The 18,977-nt window shown below is 66.5% G+C and carries 12 protein-coding genes; 6 read left to right on the forward strand and 6 right to left on the reverse strand.

Features of this window, described 5'->3' with window-relative positions; genetic code table 11:
• Positions 1-20 precede the first annotated feature (20 nt).
• Positions 21-1,511: an AMP-binding protein gene (locus tag KF791_16560; GenBank protein MBX3734189.1), complete on the forward strand. Its 1,491-nt coding sequence runs from the start codon at positions 21-23 to the stop codon at positions 1,509-1,511.
• Between the two features lie 35 nt (positions 1,512-1,546).
• Here the strand turns inward: KF791_16560 and thiS are convergent, their stop codons facing one another.
• Positions 1,547-1,753 (reverse strand): sulfur carrier protein ThiS, encoded by a 207-nt coding sequence (thiS, locus tag KF791_16565; GenBank protein ID MBX3734190.1) that lies wholly within the window; start codon positions 1,751-1,753, stop codon positions 1,547-1,549.
• 480 nt (positions 1,754-2,233) lie between these two features.
• On the opposite strand from thiS, the gene KF791_16570 reads away from it, so the two are divergent.
• Positions 2,234-2,530, forward strand: coding sequence for an integration host factor subunit beta (locus KF791_16570; GenBank protein ID MBX3734191.1), 297 nt, complete (start codon positions 2,234-2,236; stop codon positions 2,528-2,530).
• 28 nt (positions 2,531-2,558) lie between these two features.
• Here the strand turns inward: KF791_16570 and KF791_16575 are convergent, their stop codons facing one another.
• From KF791_16575 to KF791_16585, 3 genes are all read right to left on the reverse strand, one after another.
• The gene (locus KF791_16575; protein ID MBX3734192.1) at positions 2,559-3,707 is read right to left on the reverse strand and encodes a TlpA family protein disulfide reductase; all 1,149 of its coding nucleotides are present in this window, start codon (positions 3,705-3,707) and stop codon (positions 2,559-2,561) included.
• 57 nt (positions 3,708-3,764) lie between these two features.
• A complete protein-coding gene (locus tag KF791_16580) occupies positions 3,765-4,556 on the reverse strand; it encodes a hypothetical protein (GenBank protein MBX3734193.1) in 792 nt (263 codons plus the stop codon).
• A 62-nt stretch (positions 4,557-4,618) separates the two neighbouring features.
• Complete coding sequence (locus tag KF791_16585; protein MBX3734194.1) at positions 4,619-7,330, reverse strand: glucosidase; 2,712 nt, start codon at positions 7,328-7,330, stop codon at positions 4,619-4,621.
• A gap of 194 nt (positions 7,331-7,524) precedes the next feature.
• Between KF791_16585 and KF791_16590 the strand changes: the two genes are divergently transcribed.
• Together KF791_16590 and KF791_16595 are read left to right on the forward strand one after the other, a co-directional pair.
• Entirely contained in the window at positions 7,525-9,330 is a 1,806-nt protein-coding gene (locus KF791_16590) for a glycine--tRNA ligase (GenBank protein MBX3734195.1), read from the forward strand.
• A gap of 2 nt (positions 9,331-9,332) precedes the next feature.
• Positions 9,333-10,358: an AI-2E family transporter gene (locus tag KF791_16595; GenBank protein MBX3734196.1), complete on the forward strand. Its 1,026-nt coding sequence runs from the start codon at positions 9,333-9,335 to the stop codon at positions 10,356-10,358.
• 11 nt (positions 10,359-10,369) lie between these two features.
• Here the strand turns inward: KF791_16595 and KF791_16600 are convergent, their stop codons facing one another.
• Entirely contained in the window at positions 10,370-11,392 is a 1,023-nt protein-coding gene (locus tag KF791_16600; GenBank protein MBX3734197.1) for a DUF3500 domain-containing protein, read from the reverse strand.
• Positions 11,393-11,765: 373 nt separating this feature from the next.
• On the opposite strand from KF791_16600, the gene KF791_16605 reads away from it, so the two are divergent.
• Positions 11,766-12,500 (forward strand): hypothetical protein, encoded by a 735-nt coding sequence (locus tag KF791_16605; protein MBX3734198.1) that lies wholly within the window; start codon positions 11,766-11,768, stop codon positions 12,498-12,500.
• Positions 12,501-12,747: 247 nt separating this feature from the next.
• Here the strand turns inward: KF791_16605 and KF791_16610 are convergent, their stop codons facing one another.
• On the reverse strand, positions 12,748-15,978 hold the full coding sequence (locus KF791_16610) for a hypothetical protein (protein ID MBX3734199.1): 3,231 nt from the start codon (positions 15,976-15,978) through the stop codon (positions 12,748-12,750).
• Positions 15,979-16,387: 409 nt separating this feature from the next.
• Between KF791_16610 and KF791_16615 the strand changes: the two genes are divergently transcribed.
• Complete coding sequence (locus tag KF791_16615; protein ID MBX3734200.1) at positions 16,388-18,634, forward strand: CRTAC1 family protein; 2,247 nt, start codon at positions 16,388-16,390, stop codon at positions 18,632-18,634.
• The last annotated feature ends 343 nt before the right edge of the window (positions 18,635-18,977 follow it).

Genomic DNA, 18,977 nt, shown 5'->3' on the forward strand with positions numbered 1-18,977 from the left:
CCCTCGGCTCCCCCAGAAGTATGCACGCCAGCCTTACCAGCGCCTTCCAGGCCTCCGTTGCCCGGCACCCCGAAAAAGCCGCCCTGTTCTGGGGACCCGATCAAATCACCTACCGCCAGATTGGCCGCCAGGCGGACTGGGTGGCACACCGGCTGCGGGCGGACTTCGCGATCCAGCCCGGTGACCGGGTGGGGCTCTGGATGCGCAACCGGCCGGAGTTTGTGCCGGCGTTGCTGGGCGCGCTTGCCGCGGGGGCCGTGGCGGTCCCCATCAACAACTTCCTCAAGCCGGCCGAGCTCGCCTATCAGGTTGCGGACGCCGGCATCCGGGTGCTGATCGCCGATGCGGAGCTCGCCGAGGGGCTGGCCACCACCGGGCTCTCCGGGGTCCCGGTGATGGCCGCGGGGGAAATCCCCGGCCACCCCGACGACGCGGCGGCACTCCCCCCGGTGCCGCGGGTGCCATCCGACCTCGCGGTCCTCATCTACACCAGCGGCACCACCGGACATCCCAAGGGCGCCATGCTCACCCACGGCAACCTGCTGCACAACGTGGAGTCCTGCCGGAAGATCCTCCAGGTCGTGGACGTGGACCGGTTCATCCTGATGTTGCCAATGTTCCACAGCTTCATGCTGACGGTTTCGCTGCTGCTGCCGCTGATCACCGGGGGGGCGATCGTGCTGATCCGTTCGGTGAATCCCCCCAAGGCCATGCTGGAGGAGATGTTGATGAACCGCGGCTCGGTGCTGCCGGCCATGGCCCAGATCTTCCGCATGCTGGCCGCGTTGCCGGCGGGACTCGAGCTGCCCCTGCGCCTCTGCATCAGCGGGGCGGGCCCGCTGCCCGGTGAAATCCTCCGCGCGTTCAACCAGCGGCATCCGAAGACCCCGCTGATCGAGGGCTACGGGCTCAGCGAGGCGAGTCCGGTGGTCGCGGTCAACCCGGTCCAGGGCCCCTGGATTGCCGGAACCATCGGGGTGCCGATTCCCGACGTTGAGGTGGGCATTCGCGACGCGATGGGGAATCCGGTGGCCGACGGCGTGGACGGCGAACTGTGGGTGCGCGGCGGCAATGTGATGGCGGGGTATTGGAATGCGCCGGAGAAGACGGCGGACACCCTGGTGGACGGCTGGCTGCGGACCGGCGACATCGGACACCGGCGTCCCGACGGCTACTTCGTGATCACCGACCGGTTGAAGGACATGCTGAAACCCAATGGAATCAATGTGTATCCGCGTGAGATCGAGGAGGTGATCTACACCTTTCCCGGGGTGCGCGAATGCGCGGTCGTCGGCGAACCCGACGAGCGCCGCGGGGAGCGACCGATCGCCTTCCTGGCGCTCGACGAGGGACAGGACTTCAACGAGAAGGCGCTGCTGGCGTTCCTGAAGGAGCAGCTGGCCGACTACAAGGTGCCCCGGCGCGCAATCGTCCTGCCCTCCCTCCCACGCAACGCCACCGGCAAGCTTCTCAAGACCCGGCTCCGCGAGCTGGTGCAGGCCGGGGTCTAACTTCCGGGACCGCAACCCGGCGGGCTCCTACCGGGCTACCCGCCGGCGACGATCTGCACGATCTCCAGTCGGTCGCCCGGACGGACCAGGCACCGGGTGAATTCGGATGGCGCCACCGCCTCGCCGTTGAGCTCGACCACCACGCTGCGCGGTGGCAGGGACTGCCGCTCCAGAAACTCGGCCAGCGGGCACGGCTCTGTCAGGGCGATCGCACGTCCATTGGCGGTGACCGTCAGGTTCACGATTGAACACAATGACAGGGTAAAAAGTGGTTGAGAAAGCAGGTTCGCGCGCGAAGACGCAGGTGGACGATCTCGACGCCCGCCCAAGTTCAGATCGCAGGCTAGTACCCGACACGGTCCGCAGCAACGGCATTCGCCCCGGTCGGGCAATCAGGCCGGCAAGGTCAGACTTCCCGACAAGTCCGCGGATCCGCCCCGCAATTGCCGGATCTGTCGCCGGGACCGCCTTCGAGACGCGGCGATTTCCGCGGCGGCGTCCAAACCGTCAACACCCAAACTGCGGGTCCGGGTCCGGCGCGTCCGCACGGGAAAAGGGGCGGGCGAAGGATCGTGCATCCGGCCACATTTTCCTTCATCCGCAGCGGCACCCGATGGCGGGCCGGGGCTGCCGGGCTCAATCCCCGCTTGACCGCAAGAGGAGGCCACCGTAATGCACTATCAAGTGCTTGACTGTCAGGCACTGAAACCTGACTTGATCCTATGACAAAGCGCGACCTGGTGGTGCGGATCGCCTCCGAGACCGGCCTGATTCAAGAGACGGTCCAGGAGGTGGTGCAGAAAACCCTGAATTACATCTCCGAGGCGGTCACCCAGGGCAGGACCGTGGAGCTGAGGAACTTTGGAGTCTTCGAGGTGAAGATCCGAAAGGCGAGGATCGGTCGCAACCCCAACCTGCCTGAAAAGGACGTGCCCATCCCCCCGCGGGCGGTGGTCAAGTTCAAGCCTGGCAAGGAAATGCGGGAGTCGGTGCTCCGCCTCACTCCCGGAGCCAGATAGCCGCTCCGCCCCGCTTCGCGATCCCGGCTCAACGCTCCGCAAGGAGCTTTTGCACCTTGTCGGCAAGGCCGTCCCGGGCGTTCAGGTCACGAAGAACGCCCTTCGCGTCCACCAACCACATCGCGGGAATCGAATTGATCCCGAACTCCTGGCCAAACTTGTTCTGCCATCCTTCACCGTCGAAAAACTGGGGCCAAGGCATGTCGTGCTTCTTGAGGAACGCTTCGAGCGCCTCCTTGTCGTGATCGAAGCTGATCCCGACAATCTCAAAGCCTTCCGGGTGCAGTTTGTCGAAGGCGGCCTTGACGTTGGGCAGCTCGACGACACACGGACCGCACCAGGTGGCCCAGAAATCCACCAGCACCACCTTCCCCTTCAGATCCGCAATGCTGACCTCGCGGCCATCAATGGCAGTGAACTTCAGGTCCAGCGGCTGACCGACGCGGTCGTACTTGGCGATGAGTGCCGCAGCCGCCTCCTTGACGCCGTCGGGAGCCGCGCTGCCCTGAATCTCCTTCGCAATCTCGCGCGCCCGCTCCGCCCCCACGCCATTGGCGACCTCCAGGAGGGCTCCATAGACTTCAGGTCGGTCCGGGAACTCCTTCATCACCTCGCGGATCCCCTCCTCAAATGTGGTCAGCACCGCCTCCATGCCCTTTTCCTGCTGCGCCATCGCCTTCTGCACGGCCTCGCCCATCTTCTGCTCAAACGGTCCCCCGGGGCGACCCTCGCCGCCAATCGCCGCCAGTTCATCGGCCCGGTCAGTCTGCCCAAGCCGGACCGCGGCGCCCAGCATCTGGGAACGGATTTCCTTGGCGTCATCGGCATGCTCGCTGTCCGGAAAGCGCTCCAAAAACGCCTTCGCGCGATCCGCGGTCGCCGCGGCCGACTCGCCCATCTTCTTGCGGAACGCCGCGTATTCCTCCTCGGACGGCTGCTGCTGGTTCCACTCGGCCGGCGGGAGCGGCGGCGCGGTGCCCTCGATCAGCGCAAGCCAGGCCGCTTCCTCGGCATCGGATGCCGCCGGACCGGCCGTCGCCGTTGGAGCCGAGGGTGGGGTCAGGACAGGGGCCGTCGCCGCGGGGGCGGGAGCCGTTTCGGACTCCTTGGGCTTGCAGGCGGATGGGCCGACGAGCAACAGGGCCGCGAGGCCGGAAGCAACAATCTTGGGATTCATGAAATCGGGATTCGGGCAACCGTTCAGCGCCAAAGACTGGCGCTCCTGAGGCTCCGTTCAACTATCTTCCGCGGAAATTCCGGGATTGTTCCCTGCCCGCGCAAGCAGATCCCGAAGCCGGCGAAGCCGCCTCGGGTTGGCAGGCGCACTGAAATCCCCCTCGCGGATCGCGGGGTCCAGATGCCGGAGCGCCAGCTCCAGCGCGGCCCGAATCGTCTGCATCTCGCTGGAGGTCAGGGACAGAGCAACCCGATCCTCCCGTCCGGATCGCGCCACCTGACGGCTGAATTCCAGCAGCAGGGCGCACGGCTCGAGGCAGGGAACCACGGATTTCTCCGCGGACCCATCCGGCGCCAGCCCGTCCACCGTCCAAAGCCGGCGGCGCAGACAGGCGGCGGCCGCGCACCCGGCGCGGATGACCCCTGCGGCTTCCGCGTCACTGAGCTGCGTCACCACGCGGTACATCCCCGTCTGGCGCCCGGTGAAGTCGCGAAAGGAGCCCGGCGCCACAGCGCCACGCACCACGGCGTACCAATCCGCCAGCGCGCCGGGATACAAGGCGTCCAGCGCCGCCTCAAGCGCTTCGGGATCTCCGACTTCACAACGCCAGCCCCGGCGCAATCCCGGGGCGGCCTTGTTCGGGCGGAAGGCGCCCCCGGCATCGGTCTGGACCCACTCCTGCAGCTGGGCGGGTGTCCGGTCTTGCAGGCTCGACGACGGCAGGGCGGCGTCCTCCGCATGACGCAACTCCAGGCGGCTGCCCGCGGTGACGGCACACACTTCGATCCATCGCGCTCCGGTCGCGAATTCAGCGATCCATGCAGTAACGGCCGGTGAAGGAGACGACATGCAGTCCGGGGAGTCTGCCATCGAAGGCGGGAAAGGCGAGGCGCCGGGCGAACGCGCAGGGCTCAGCCCCTGGGCCCCAGGGCCCGGTCCTCCAGGAAACGCAACACCAGCGCGGTCCAACCGGTCTGGTGCGAGGCGCCGCAGCCGCGTCCGGTGTCCGCATGGAAGTACTCGTGAAACAACAGGAGATCCCGCCAGTGGGGATCGGTCGCATACCGGGCGTCTTCGCCATGGCAGGGGCGCCTGCCGTTGGCATCGGGAAGGAACAGCGAGATGAGCCGGCGCTCCAGGTCCGCCGCGGCCCCGGCGAGGGTCTGCTGGCGCCCGGAGCCCGCCGGGTACTCGAAGGTGAACTCCGGCCCGTAGAAGTGGTGGTACCGCTCCAGGGCCTCGATGATCAGGTAGTTGACCGGGAACCAAACGGGACCGCGCCAATTGGAGTTGCCCCCGAAAAGGGCGGTGTCGCTTTCGCCCGGGGTGTAATCCACCCGGTGCTCAACCCCGTCGAGGGTCAGACGGTACGGGTGCTGTTCGTGGTACCGGGAGAGGGAGCGGATGCCAAACGGTGAGAGAAACTCCCCCTCATCGCCGAGATAGCGCAGGACGCGCCGAAGGCGGTCACGAGTCGGAATGGACAGCAGCAGTTTCTGCCGGCTTTGCGAGTAGCCCAGCGCGATGCCCCGGTTGTGGTCCAGCCGGTGCTCGATGAACCACTTCAACCGCCGCGTGAATCCCGGCAGCCGCTCGATCTGATCCCGGTCAAAAACTTCGACCGCGATGAGCGGCATCAATCCGACCAGCGAACGCGTCTTCAACAACTGCGGCGTTCCGTTCATCCGGATTTCGTCGTAGTAAAATCCGTCCACCTCGTCCCACAGGCCCGTCCCGCCCAGCACATTCATCGCCTCCGCAATCTGGACGAAATGCTCCAGGAACTTGCTGGCCATGTCCTCATAGGCCGTGCGCACCCGGTGCCCGTCCCACGCCAGCTCCAGCGCGATGGCCAGCATCGTTGAGCAGTAGAACGCCATCCACGCCGTGGCGTCAGCCTGTTGCAACGTGCCCCCCTGGGGCAGCGGATGCGACCGGTCGAAGACCCCGATGTTGTCGAGGCCCAGAAAGCCGCCCGAAAACAGGTTCTGCCCGTTGGCATCCTTGCGGTTCACCCACCAGGTGAAGTTCAGCAGCAGCTTCTGGAATACGCCCTCAAGAAACTCGCGGTCGCGTCCGCCCTTCGGCGCCGAGACCTTGTACACCCGCCACGCCGCCCAAGGATGCACCGGCGGATTCACATCCCCCAGGGCGAACTCGTAGGCGGGAAGCTGCCCGTTGGGATGCAGGTACCATTCCCGGAGCAGCGTCTGGAGCTGGTCCTTCGCATGGTCCGGATCCACATGGGCCAGGGGCAGCATGTGGAAGGCGAGGTCCCACGCGGCAAACCAGGGGTATTCCCACTTGTCGGGCATCGAAAGGACGTCCCGCGCATACAGGTGGCGCCAGTCGCGGTTGCGTCCGGACTGACGGGACGCCGGGGGCGCGGGCTGGCCCGGGTCGCCATCCAGCCATTGCTCCACCGCAAAGTGATAGAACTGCCGCGACCACAGGAGCCCGGCGTACGCCTGGCGCAGGATCCGGCACTCCTCGGGCCCGAGATGCCCCGGGCACAGCGTCCGGTAAAAGGCGTCGCATTCCGATCGCCGCTGCGCCACCACCGCGTCGAACGCCGGAGCCTCCGCAGGCAGCGCCGTGACGGGAGGTTCGGTCCCGACCGACAGTCGGAACCGGAACACGCAGGAACCGCCGGCGTCGAGAACCCGCCGGTAATGCGGCGCGGCCTTGGTGCCCCGGGCCTCCGGGTTCACGGCCGACATCACCCCGTCCACCACATATTCGTGAAAGGCATCCTTGACCCATGGGACCTCGTTGGCCACGGCGAACAACCGCTCCCGGTTGGTCGCGTTCTCGGTGAACAGGACCCCCGGTCGCCCGTCATCCTCCGGAGGAACAAACAGAAAGTGCAGCCGCCCGATCGCCTCCTGCTCGAGCTGCAGCCGGTCCGGCGCCACCCGGGCGATGGAGGGCTTGCGTTCAACCCCTTCCCTGGGGCACCCCCAGCTCCAGTTGTTCCGGAACCATACGGTGGGCAGGACGTCCAACGGGGCCGCCTCCGGCCCCCGGTTCCAGACCTCGACGCGGATCAACACGTCTTCGGGTGCCGCCTTGGCATACTCGATGATCACGTCGAAGTACCGGCCCCCGGCAAACGCCCCGGTGTCCGCGAGCTCGTATTCGGGCTGATGGCGGTTGCGCCGGCGGTTCTCCGACACGAGCGCCTCGTAGGGAAACGGGGCCTGCGGGTACTTGTACAGGGCTCGCGCGTAGGAAGACGTCGGGGTGGCGTCCAGATAGTAATACTCCTCCTTCACGTCCTCACCGTGGTTGCCCTCGGGACCGGTCAGGCCGAAGAGACGCTCCTTCAGGATCGGGTCGCGTCCATTCCAGAGCGCCACCGCAAAACACACGCGGCACTGCCGGTCGCACCACCCGAGCAATCCGTCCTCCCCCCAACGGTACGCCCGGCTGCGCGCATGGTCGTGGGGGAGGTAATGCCACACGTCGCCGTTGGCGGAGTAGTCCTCCCGGACGGTCGCCCACTGCCGCTCGGGAAGGAACGGCCCCCATCGGGACCAATCGGCCTCGCGGTGCCGTGCAGCCTCCAACCGGGCGTATTCCGCGTTGCCGGCATCAGGCCCCTCGGGTCCGGACGGTCTCATCGCCGCCCAGTCAAACGTCACGCGCGTCTCCTGCAAAGCTCAGAGCCGTGTTTCCGGGGCGGCATCCGGGTCTCCGATGGCGGCGGCGGTCGGGGAACGCCGCAGCTTCAAGGGGCTTTGGGGCCCCGGTCCTGCCCGAACCACGGGCCGCATTGACACGCCGGGCCGCAATCCGGAGGGTCGCGCTTCAATCTATGGCCGAGCCGAAAGTCAACGAGCTGATGGAGCGCATCGTCAGCCTCTGCAAGCGTCGCGGGTTCATTTTTCAATCCTCGGAGATTTACGGCGGGATCAACGGCTTCTGGGATTACGGCCCGCTCGGTGCGGAACTCAAGCGGCAGGTCAAGGAGCGCTGGTGGCAGGTCATGACCCGGGTGCGGGACGACGTCGTCGGGCTCGACGCCTCCATCATCATGTCGCCGCGCATCTGGAAGGCCTCGGGCCACGTGGACACCTTCAGCGACCCGATGTGTGACTGCCTGCTGACGCAGAAGCGGTTTCGCGCGGATCAGATCGAGCCGCAAAGCGGTGTGATCCATCACTTCTCCGGGGCCCGCGATCCGGAGTCCGGTTTGGAGGTCCAGGAGCCCTTCGCCATGTTGCTTCCTCAGGAAACGCCCGCACGTCATGCGGGGACCATGGCCATCCAGTTCTACATGCGGCGGGGGTTGAGGCGGGTCGAACTGCTGGGGATCCGCACCGAGACGGTGGAGCACTCCACCCGTTTCAATCCGGAGAACGGCGTCCTGCTGACCGAGCCGCGGCCGTTCAACCTGATGCTCCAGACCTACGTGGGGCCGATCCAGTCCGAGGACAACATCGCCTACCTGCGTCCCGAGACCGCGCAGGCGATCTTCGCCCAGTTCAAGAACGTACTCGACACCTCCCGCCAGCGCGTCCCGTTCGGCATCGCGCAGATTGGGAAGGCATTCCGCAACGAGGTCACGCCACGCAACTTCACCTTCCGGTCCCGGGAGTTCGAGCAGATGGAACTCGAGTTCTTCATCGCACCCGACGAGGTCGTCGAGGCGATCCACGGCCGGGTGGCGGTGCCCACCGGGCCGGGGCACCCGGGCGAACCGCAGCCGGACTGGGGCTGGCAGCTCTGGCACCAGTACTGGGTCGAGGAACGGGTCCGGTTCTACGAGGAAATCGGCCTGTCGCGTGAAACCCTCGGCTTCCACGTGCAGGGAGCCGCGGAGCTCGCCCATTACGCGCGGGCGACGACCGACATCCTATACAAGTTTCCCTTCAGCCGACGGGATGCCGGGGGCGCGGTTGCCGGCGACGAACTCGAGGGCATCGCCGCGCGCAGCGATTTCGACCTTTCGCAGCACGCGCGCTTCTCCGGCAAGTCCATGGGCGTGTTTGACGAGGCCCTGCGCACGGCCTGGACGGCTCTCGACCCCGCGGTCCGCTCCCGGCTTTCGGAACGGTACTACGAAGCCCGCCGGGGCTATCTCACCCGGGCGGCCGGACCCGGGGACACACCGGAGTCCATCGAGGCGCAGGCGCGGGAGGACGCCGCCGGACTGGCGAAGGGGCAGTACATCCCGCACGTCATCGAGCCCTCGGCGGGCGTGGACCGCCTGGTCCTCGCCCTGATTGCCAATGGCTTCCACGAGACGACCGAGACCGACGCCCAGGGTCGGGCCGAGACCCGGGTCGTGATGCGGTTCCATCCGAGGGTCGCCCCGGTCAAGGTGGCCGTCCTGCCGCTGCTCAAGAACAAACCCGACCTCGTCGCCCGGGCCCGGGAGATCCGCGAGCAACTCAGGATCCACCTGGCCACCGCCTACGATGAAGCCGGGTCCATCGGACGCCGCTACGCGCGTCAGGACGAGGCGGGCACCCCCTATTGCATCACGGTGGACTTCGACACGCTGGGGGAGACCCCGGAGTTGAAGGACACGGTGACCCTCCGGCATCGCGATGACGGCCGCCAGGAACGGCTGCCGATCGCGGCCCTGACGGAGTGGCTGCTGGGCCGGATCCGCTGACCATGGCAACGCCCACGCCCCTCGTCGCGAGCACGCCGGCGCGGATCTCGTACGGCATCATGCTGGCGTTGCTGGCCATGGTCGGCTGGCTCAACCTGGCCACGCTCGTGCTCACCGCGCTCTTTGGCTACTTCGTGATCCGGGCGCTCAGCTTCGGGGGGCGCAAGTGGCTTGCGGTGACCCTGTACACCGTCGTCGTGAGCGCGCTGTTCGTCGGGCTGGTCTACTTCTCGAAGCAGGCCTACATCACGCTCCCGAAGATTGCGAACACCTCCATCCCCGCCGTGGTGGAATACGCCGAGCAGCGGGGTGTGGACCTGCCATTCACCGACTTCGCCAGCCTCAAGGTCGTTGCCCTCGCGGAGGTGCGGGAGCGGTTTGCCAATGTGGGCACCTACCTTCGGGGTGCGATGTTTGAAATCGCCTCGTTGATCATCGGCCTCGTCCTGCCCGTCAGCCTCTTCCTCAACTCGCGGTTCCAGATGGAGGGAGATCCCCACGCGGTGAAGGGCAGCCTGTACTCCCTGGCCAGCCGGGAGTTGTCGCTCCGCTTCCGCACCTTCTACCGGAGCTTTTCGACGGTGATCGGCGCCCAGATCGTGATCTCGGCGATCAACACCTTCCTGACCTCCGGCTTCCTGATCTGGAACGATTACCCGTACGTGACCGTGATCATCGTGCTCACGTTCCTCTGCGGGCTGCTGCCGATCATCGGCAACCTGCTGAGCAACACCCTGATCATCGCAGTGGGGTTCACGCTGTCGCCGCGGATCGCCCTCTTCGCCCTGATCTTTCTCGTGACCATCCACAAGCTGGAGTACTTCCTGAACTCCAAGATCATCGGGGACCGGATCAAAAACCCGATGTGGCTGACGCTGATCGGGCTGGTGGTGGGCGAGCGGTTGATGGGCATCCCCGGCATGATCCTCGCCCCGGTCATCCTCCATTACGTCAAGGTGGAGGCCTCGCGGTCGCGGGTGGCCGAGACGGCGGCACCGTCCTTCGAGGACCCGGGCCGCGACGTTTAGCGCCGCCCCGCTCACGGCGCCTTCCCGTGGCCCGTGCGGTAGTGCTCCGCCAGGATGTCCCGACCGAAGTCCCCCTGGAACTCACGCCAGACCGCATGGACGTGATTCGCGTCGTTCTGGGTGTTGTCGTATTCCAGCAGAAAGGTGGGACCGTGGACCCGGTAATAGTGCCCCTGCCCCGGCTCCAGACCCCCGGCCCAGGCGAAGACGATGGAGCCCAGACCCGCCTTCCGGATTTTCCCCAGGTCCGCCGCGGCAAGCTCCCCCCGAAGCCGCCCCACATACTCCGCGAGGATCCGTTCCAGCAGGTCCCGCTGGGACGCATCCATGTCCGCGTACCTCAACCCCTTCGCCGCGCCGATGTCGGCGACCGCCGAGGCGACGGTGAGGATGTCGTCCGGCGCCTTGCCATCCACCACGGCAACGGCGCGTTGCGACGCGTTCAGTGAGCGGACCAGTTCGCGCGCAAGATCCTCCTCCACGCCGAGCACCCGGAGGCCGGCCCGGGGCCCGCTGCGGACCTCCGCCGGATTCGAGCCGAGGAAGCTCGGGGTCCCGGACACCGGCTGGTCATCCACCAGCGTGAAGTTGACCGACACGTGATGCCCCTCGACCCGCCAGCCCCAGGCGCCCTTGGGGCCGGGGGTGCCGAACACGCTGAAGTAATACAGCTCCGAATCCCGGGGGAAACGCCGGTTGGGTCCCTCGAGATCCTGGAGGATCTGTTCGAGGCTCATGATGGTCACCACCTTGGAGTAGCCCCGTTGACTGAGGCCCGAGTTGAGCAGCGCATGGGCCAGCTGCCGCTGGGGGGTGGTCATCTCGCGCAGCGGGAGGCCATTCCGCTCCTTGGGGATGAAGTGCCAGTTCTCCCGCTCGGCGGCGTCGAACGGAAACGCCGCCTTTTCCCGCTGTTCCGCGGTGAGCGCCGCCAGGAAGTTGCCGGCGGCCGCGGACATGTCCCCCCCCGGGGTGGCCTTGAGAAGGACGGGCGCCAGCAACAGGCAGGCCGCGAGCAGCGTTCGATGGATCATTCCCCACCCTTTTCCGCAGCAGACGTCCGGGAAAGCGAAAAAAACAGGAGTTCCCGGCCACCGGGCCACCCTCCAATCCTTGGCCCGGTGACTCCTCCCTTGGAACCGGGCCCGAACCTCGCGACCGTTGAGGAGCGATTGGGGGCGGGTCGCACGATGGGCGAATCGCCGCCTATCGGCGAATCAACCCCTCGCCATTCACGCATGGAAGTCTTCGTCACCTTGGATCTGTCCGTCGCGCCGGAAGGCACTCCTCTCCAGGGTTCCTCAAATTCCTGGGATGCGCCCCCCGGGGGAGGCCCCGGTGACCCCGGTCTCGCAAATTGCGACATCGCCTCCCCATGGTACGATCCCACGGCAAAACTGCTCCCGCATGCTGTTTCCGACCGCCAGGAGGCTCGTCCTGACCGTGTTGTTTGCGTCCACCGCCATCGGTTCCGCCCGTGCGGAGCGCATTCTTGAGTACCAGGGAGAGGCGCGGGTGGCTGCGGACCGCACTCCTGGATCCGTCGCCTATCTGGAGAAACACCGGGTCACGCTGGAGGACGATGGCCGGTTCGTCCGCGCCGAGACGCGCTACGAGTCGCCCGAGGGCCGGCTCCTCGCCGAGCTCCGTTCCGACTTCTCCGACAGTCTGACCGTGCCATCCCATGTCTTCGTGGATCATCGCACCGGCCATTCGTATGGACTGCGACGGGAAGACGGGCGGATCGTGCTCTTTGACCAGAAGCAGGGAAAGCCGGAGCGGGTCCGCGTGCTGACCGCGGAGGATGCCGGGGACAGGCTCCTCGTCGGATGCCAGGGCCTGAACTACTACCTGGTCGGGCGCCTCGACGAACTGAAACCGTCATCCCGGGTGCCGGTGCGCTTCCTCATTCCCGGAAAGCTCGACTACTACGACTTTGGCCTGACCGCCCGGGACGCCTCTCCGGACGGCACCGTGGCGTTTGACGTCACGATCCAGAACTGGTTCCTCAGGCTTTTCGCTCCCAAACTTGAGGTCAAATACGACAAGGCCAGCCAGCGCCTCGTCGGGTACCGCGGGATCTCCAACCTCCTGAACGACCGGGGCGAGAACCAGGCGGTCACGATCACCTACACCTATTGAGGTTGAGAGCCTGTCCCGGTGTCCGCACACCGGCCCACCATCGGCGGACGAGAGATCGCTCTCTCCCACTGCACGCAACCAGAGTCGGGTCAGCCGACTCCGCGGAACGTCGTTGGATCAACGACAACCATCCGCATCGGGATTTGTGGCCCACGTGGCCATGAACCAACGCCAGGCCCCCGGTGCAGCCCGGGCGGTTCAACGGCGGGGCAGGCGTCGAAGGGCAAGGGCCCCGATCCTGCGCGGCTCAGTTGCCCGAAAACGTCCACGAGTAGCGCCCCCTGGCCAGCGGCGTGCCATCCGGCTGAACCAGCTGGGTGTTCAATGCGAGGACCCCCTGCTGATCGTCGCCCAACTGGACGATCCGGACCGTCCCCTTCTTGAGAACACCCGGGCCGGACACCAACGCCCCGCTGAAGCCCGCCTGCCGATCGTCGCCCTTCAGCTTCCAATACACGTCAAGCCGGTCCACACCCGAGATGAAGGGATGCGGTCCACGGGTCCAGCGACCGCCGGACACGTACGCGCCGTTGCCGACCGAGTGCAGCAGTTGGAAGGTGTCCCGCGTGGGATTGGACACCGTCCAGGCGCCGTTGGCGGCGGTGTTGCCCACCACCTGTTCAAGGGTCACCTGCTCCCCGTCGGCAAGACCGTGCGCGGCGGACGTGATGACGATCGGGCTCGTGTTGCTGGCATCGGTGATCGCCTCATAGAAGCTCACCGTCTGCGCGGGGTCCCAATCCCCGGTGCCAGTCACCGGACCGTACACCGCCTGAATGGTCCACTCGTTGCTGTTGATGAGCCCGCCGGCGCCGCCAACGGTGAGCAGCAACCGGGTCGCCTCGCCGGCGCCAACGTCCGCCGTGTCATCATCCAGCGAGAAGCCGTAGCCCGAGAATCCGAGGACGACGTGCACAAACCACACAAACGGATCCAGGTTGTAGGCGTTGAAGGCGAGTCCGCCGCGGGAGTCCGACGGATCAGGATACCAGATCCGCCGTCCATGGTCGTCAAACTCCGGGTACTGTTCAAAACTCGAGATGCCGCGCAGCAGTGACTTGATCATGTCCCGGATCCGCGCGGAAACCGCCAGGCCGTCCGGAGAGAACCTCCGGGCGTCGGTGTCAAAAATGAACCCCATGTTGCCGCCGATGACATTGTTCATCAGCGCGAGCACATGGGGCGCTGTCGAGTCCGGATCGCTGGGGATCTGCGCCATGGACCCCATGACCAGATAGACGCTGCGCGAAAACTCCAGGGGGACGCGCGACGGCTCCACCGGGTCGTTGGTGAAGTCGAAGGAGAACAGATGGGTCGGCGTATCCGGAAGCACCTGAGGCGGAATGAACGTGTACTGTCGCGCTTCCGAAAGCGGATGATTGGTCCGGGCCAGCTGGCTCAAAATGACGGACTGACGGTCCGGTGCGATCGCCAGCACGATCACCCCACCCTGATCCCGGCCGGGGTCGGCGCGGTCGAGTCCCGGACCGGTCACCTGCATGCCCTCGACCAGCCCGCTCACCGGGCTGGCGAAGGACAGCGTCGCCTGGTCCGTGCCCACGCCTCCCGTCAGCGTCTGCGCCGGCACGTCCCGGGTCTGCGCCCGGTAGTATTCCGCCCATGAATACCAGGTCCGGATCATGGCGCTCGAGGCATAGTCGGACACCGGACGGACGAAATCGAAATTGCATCCGCCCTGCGAGGCGACCAGGGGCAGACTCAGGCCGACCGTGCTGGGGTCGCCTGGACCCGTGCTGACATGCAGGACCTGCGTGACGGTGGTTCCGGGCTGGATGGGATTCTGCTGTCCGGCGGGCGGATGGCCGATGACGGCGAAGCCCGGCTGGATCTGCAGGACCTTGCTTACGTCCTCATTGGGACTGAGCGTGAGCACGTTCCCCGTCGCCACGGTGCCCTGCCCTCCAATGTTCACCCGGATGGGCGCCGTGCCGCCGCTCGACAGCATGAAGTGGTTGTTGAGCACGTCGTAGCTGGACAGCGCGCCAGCCAGCGGACTCTGGGCGAAGATGTTCTGGCCCGCGGGGATTTTCACGTGACCCAGCGCATCCGGCGGCATGTTGTAGACGGGCCATCCGTTGGTTCCAAAGTAGGTGCCCAGCAGGAGGTTGCTGGACGCGGTAAAGGCCTGAATTTTGGCCTGCAGCTCCCCGCTGCTGTTCGTGGATCCAATCCATCCGTAGGGGCCGCGATTCTGGTCAAACGGGGGCGGCGGCGCAGGAACCGGAACATCGAGTGCCTCCATGGCCGCCGGCAGGAACATGTTGTCCACATAGGAGACGTCGTAGTTGATGAGGGTGACGCGCTCGGAATCCGGAATCTGTCCCCCGGTCCGTGCGGTGATCTGCGGATTGCCCAGGTAGTTCCGGTCCCGAATGGTCCACTCCACGAGCTGGTCGGGCGAATCCAGTGCCGGGGCAAGGAGTCCGGCGCGATACCACATCACCACGCCATTGGTCTGCGGATCCGATGTCGCCGCAACCGCGGGATCGCCGGGCGCCGCCGCGGCGATGACCCGTTGCGAATTCGGGTCGAAATGGAGCGGATTGGGTTCGCCCGCCCCGGGAGTCAGGTACCGGCCGTCCGTCACGATGCCCATGCGGGCGCCGTTCCAGAAAACCAGGGGGATGCGGATGGTGATGGACTTCCCCCCCGGCAGGCCGAAGTAGAATTGACCGTCCGTGCCCTGATACCCGATGTAGCCGCGGTACTCTGTTTCCACCGGATCATAGGGATCATAAAGTCCGATCGGGGGAACGTTGGTGGTCGTGGCCTCGTTCCCATCCCTCAGGATCGGGAACAGGGTCACCGGTGCGTTGTTCTGGATGGTCAGGGTCTTCACCGGGATCGCATTGCCGTCGGCATCCGCCGCATAGACCAGCAACCGCTGAACCAGGGATCGTTCCGGATCCGTGGGAAAGGGATCGAATGGGGTGTCTTGGGTCGGCATGGGATACGGCACATCGCCCACCGTCGGTGGATTGTGCCCAAACGGATCCGTACCGGCGCGGTACTCTTCAATCGTCAACTGATAGTCGCCGTCGGGATCAAACGACGCATCGGATGGGGACAGCGGATCCAGCCACGGGTACAGCGCGAGCTCGTAAAGATCGTCCAGTCCGTCGCCATCCACATCGCGGGGTGTGGCCAGTGGCACCTGATGCACCCGGTAGAACCGCGCGCCACCCGGCAGGGGCCACCCGGAGTCGGTGAGTTCGATGATGCCCGATCCGCCGGAAGGCGCCTCGCCTGCCACGGCCGCCGGAGTCCGGATGGCATCCAGCGCCCCGCCTCGATAGAGAATGGAGTAATGCCCCGGCATCGCAGTGACCCGCACCACCGCACGCCCGGCCCGATCCAACTCAAACCCCGTCACGACCGGGGCCTCCTGCGCCAAGGCAACGGTGAACAGCCACGCGAGGAGGCAGGAAAGCGGGAGACCGCGGGAGGGTGCGCTCACCGCACCCGATCGGGCCGCGGCGGGGACCCGGCGATTCCGCCCCGGCCTCCGGTTTCGCGGGCAGCCGACGAACGCCTTCATCCCGATCAGCCGAAATCTCGCTCCGAAATCCATGAATTCTGTCTACCGGGGTGGGAAGGGTGCAGCAATCGTGAACCGATGGCGGGAGCGGCCGGCGCTTCCGCGTCGCCGCGGGCCATCGGGCCCGGCACCCGGTCAGACGCGGCTGGACGACGCCGACGCGGGCGACTCGAGCCGACGATCCGGGATCAGCGATGCGCGGATCCGCCGGGTCCACTGTCGCAGGGAGTCCGAGGACCTGCCGCCCCGGGGATGAAGGGTGGCGGGAACCGGAAAATGCGGAGAAATCTGCTGTCACCAACGCCGCCGACTGGCGGAGATTTCCAGCATGACACCCCGCGTGTTCAGCCTCGGGCTCTGGTGCGCCGGCGCCCTGGCGCTGGGGGCGGAACCGGGCACGGAGTCCATGGCGGCGCGCCTCAAGGCCCGGTATGAGGCGATGGATCCATCCCGTCACCCGTTTCTCAACCGCGCCGCCGCCGGCCTGGCCCTGCGAGATCTCCGTGCCCTGGAGGCGGCGCCGGATGCCGGTCAACGCCCCGGCCGCATCGCTGCCGCCCGCTATCGTTGGGCCGTCGAGTTGCTCCACGCCGGCGAAACCGCACAGGCCATCCCGGAACTGGAAACCGTCGAGAGGGCCGTGACGACAGGACGCTTCGAAGTCTCCCCGGAACAGGCCCAGGCGGTTCGGGACACCCTCAGCGTGGCCTGGCTCCGCCTTGGCGAGCAGGAGAACTGCCTGGCCCATCACCATGGCGAGTCCTGCCTGCTGCCGATTTCCGCGGCGGGACGCCACCTCCTGCCGCGCGGTTCCCGGCGGGCCATGGAACGTCTGGAGGCCGATGTGCGGCGGTCCGGCGACCTCCGTCACGGCTGGCTGCTGAATCTCGCCGCCATGACCGTCGGGGACTGGCCCCACAAGGTGCCGGCGGAATTCCTCATCCCACCCGAGGTCTTCGCCTCCCCGGTCGCCTTTCCCCGATTCCCCAACATCGCGGGCGCCGTCGGCCTCGACTCGCCGGGGCTCGCCGGCAGCGTGGTGCTGGAGGATTTCGACAACGACGGCGACCTCGATGTTCTGCTCTGTTCGTGGGGGCCCGCGGATCCCCTCCGCTACTTCCGGAACGAGGCGGACGGACGCTTCACGGACCGCACGGCATACACCGGACTCGAGGGCCTTGGCGGCGGTCTCAACATGGTCCAGGGGGACTATGACAACGATGGGATGGTGGATGTCCTCGTCCTCCGCGGCGCCTGGTGGGAGTCCCAGGGCGACCTGCCCAATTCGCTGCTCCGGAATCGGGGGGACGGACGCTTCGAGGACGTGACCGAGGCGGCGGGACTGTTGAGTTTTCGTCCGACCCAAACCGCCGTCTGGCTGGATTTCAACGGGGACGGATGGCTGGATCTTTTCATTGGCAACGAATCCACCCCGGGGGCGACCAATGCCTGCGAACTGTTTCGCAACAACGGGGACGGCACGTTCACCGAGACCGCGGCCGCCAGTGGTATTCGGGCGCTGGGCCTGATCAAGGCGGTCCACGCCGGGGATTTCGACAATGACGGCAGACCCGACCTCTACCTCTCATTTCGCGGGCAACCCAATGTCCTCTACCGGAATGACGGTCCGACCGGGGCGTCCGAACCCGCAAGGATGGGGACCGCGCCGACACGAATCGCAGACCGACGCCGCTGGGGGTTTACGGACGTGGCCGCGGCCGCCGGGGTCACCGAACCGCGGTTCAGCTTTCCCGCCTGGTTCTGGGACCATGACCAGGATGGCTGGCTCGACCTCTACGTCAGCGGATACGGCGCAAGGGACGTGGGACGGGTGGCAGCGGACTACCTGCATCTGCCGCATGCCAGCGAACGCGACCGGATCTATCGGAACAACCGCGATGGCACCTTCACCGATCAGAGCCGCGACCTGGGCGTCTTCAAGACCACCCTGCCCATGGCCGGCAACTTCGGAGATCTCGATAACGACGGATGGCCCGACTACTATCTGGGCACCGGGAATCCGGAGCTGTCCATGCTCATCCCCAACCGGATGTTCCGCAATGACCGCGGACGGTCCTTCCAGGAAGTCACCACCGCAGGCGGCTTCGGTCACCTGCAGAAAGGCCACGGAATCGCCTTCGGAGACCTGGACAACGACGGAGACCAGGATGTCTACGCCAGCATCGGCGGCGCCTACGAGGGCGACGGTTACCGCAATGCCCTCTTCCGAAATCCGGGGTCGCCGGCCGGCTGGCTGAAGCTCCGGCTGGTCGGAACGACCGCCAACCGTTCCGGAATCGGGGCGCGAATCGAGGTGGTCATTGAGACCCCGGGCGGCCGCCGCTCCGTGTGGAAGGACGTCAACTCCGGCGGCCCCTTCGGGGCCGGCCCCCTGCGTCAGGAATTGGGCCTGGGGGATGCCACGCACATTGTCGAGGTCGCCGTGCGCTGGCCGGGCGGATCGGGGCGTGAGATCTTCACCGGTGTCCAACCCAATGCCGCCTTCGAGCTGCGTCAGGATCTGGGTGTCGCCCGCCGGCTGCCGCTGCAGTCATTTTCACTGCCGGAGCCATGACGACGGACGGGCGCCAATTCCCCGGGCGAACCGCAAAGGCCAAAGGAAACACGGATCCGCCAGTCTCAAGGCGCCCGGGTGCACCCCAGTCCGTCACCTCGAGTTCACGCGGGCACCATTGCCTGAGACGCGCCGTCGGGTTGTCATGGCACGCGGTCTCCGAATGGGGTCCCGGCTGGTGGGCGTCGTCGGCATTTTTTCGTGTGGATGACGCCGGCGCTCACCAGCCACCCGCGCCCGTCGCCGGAGGTGCAAGAATTCACGCGGGTCAGGCCCTGCCAAGTGGATCCCCTTCGCCTGGTCCGGCAAAAGGTGGTGCGCTCCCCGTGCAATGCCTCTGCCA

The sequence above is a fragment of the Verrucomicrobiia bacterium genome, assembly GCA_019634635.1.
Classification (GTDB): Bacteria; Verrucomicrobiota; Verrucomicrobiia; order Limisphaerales; family UBA9464; genus UBA9464.